2 protein-coding genes are annotated in these 1562 nt (G+C 62.4%); one reads left to right on the forward strand and one right to left on the reverse strand.

The annotated features are described in order from the left end of the window. Positions 1–981, forward strand: a 981-nt coding sequence (fhmpcd1, locus tag WCJ41_RS22225; protein WP_336908012.1) for a 5-formyl-3-hydroxy-2-methylpyridine 4-carboxylate 5-dehydrogenase, incomplete at its 5' end; no start/stop codon positions are given. A gap of 14 nt (positions 982–995) precedes the next feature. On the opposite strand, the gene WCJ41_RS22230 is transcribed toward fhmpcd1, so the two are convergent. Further along, on the reverse strand, positions 996–1430 hold the full coding sequence (locus WCJ41_RS22230) for a hypothetical protein (RefSeq protein WP_336908013.1): 435 nt from the start codon (positions 1428–1430) through the stop codon (positions 996–998). Positions 1431–1562 lie beyond the last annotated feature (132 nt).

The raw sequence follows: 1562 nt of genomic DNA on the forward strand, positions 1-1562 counted from the left end.
GCGCTGGATGGCTGCGATTGCAGGCCGCGACGCTTTAAAGGCCGCCACCACATGATCGCCAGGGCCGCCCTCATCGGACTGGGGACCATGGGCCCCGGCATCGCGGCGCGGCTTGCCCGCGGCGGGATCGATGTGGCTGCCTTCGACATCTCCGAAGCGGCAATCGATCGCAGCAAGGGCATGCTCACGACGATTGAGGGCGTTCTCGATCGGCTCGGCATCGCGGCACCCGCAGCCGGCGCCGGAACCTTGCGGTTCACCACCTCGCTGGAGGACGCTGTCGCCGGTGCGGAACTGGTGATCGAGAACGTGCCCGAGAACATCGAGACCAAGGCGCAGCTCTACTGCACGCTGGATCCGATGATCGGCGCGGCGGTCATCGTGGCGTCCGATACCTCCGGCATTCCGATCACCAAGCTGCAGGCGCATATCTCCAACCCCGCGCGTTTCGTGGGCATGCATTGGTCCAATCCGCCGCACATCATTCCGATGATCGAGGTCATAGCGGGTGAGAAGACGGCGCCGGACACCGTGTCCGCAATCCGTGAATTGATCCGCGGCATAGGACTGTTGCCGGTGGTGGTGAAGAAGGACGTGCCGGGCTTCGTTGAGAACCGCGTGCTCTATGCGCTGTTGCGCGAGGCCGTCGACCTCGTCGAGCGTGGCGTCATCGAGCCCGAGGATCTAGATACCTGCGTCTCCTGGGGCATCGGCTACAAGATTGCGGTCGTGGGCCCGATGGCGCTTCTCGACATGGCGGGGATGGACATCTACCAGTCCGTGTCGAGCTTCCTCAATGCAGAGCTCTGCAATCGCGCAGATGTTGCGCCCGCTGTGACGGAAAGGATTGCCGCCGGAAGACTGGGCCTCAAAAGCGGTGGCGGCATATTTGACTATCCCGCGGGCACCATTCCGGCGTTGCAGGGTGAACGGGCGCAGAAGCTCGTGGCCATCCGCCGCATACTCGAGGGCGGCGCGTGAGCTTGTTGACGCGTTCAGCCCCGCTTGCAGATCAGCCGGTCACTCGCTGCCGCACAGTTGACTTCGCCCGGCTTCGGCTCAGTCCCCTTGCTGCGGTCCAGTTCGATGGCCGTGCGCGTCTCGAAGGCGCGGCCCGAAATACCGCACCACAGCGCCTCGACCGGCATGTTGTCCTGCTTGTCATTGAGGATGAGGTAGCTGCCGGTAGCAGGATTGAACCACAGATCGACGAGCGTGCGCCCGCCCGGCAGCGCGTCCTCGAGGTTCAACGAATACCAGTGCGCCAGCTGGATGGTGCAGGCGAGCGGGACTGCACCAGAATTGCGCACCGTCACCGGGACGTGGTTGAGGCCGGCCGTTCCCTTGTCGACATGATTGTAGTGCAGTTCAACGGCCTGCGCAGTGAGCGGCCAGAGAATGATGCCTGCGATGACGAACGTCCACTTCACTGTCTCGACCTGCCGTTTGCATTTGCCTTGCCTGATCTCTGAACCAGTCTGCGCGTTCTTTCAACTATGACAAAACAAAATAGGGAGTGAAACCATGAAGACTTTGAAAACCACGATCTCGGCTGCCTTCAT

Origin of the sequence: Aestuariivirga sp. (assembly GCF_037139295.1) — a bacterium.
Classification (GTDB): Bacteria; Pseudomonadota; Alphaproteobacteria; order Rhizobiales; family Aestuariivirgaceae; genus Aestuariivirga.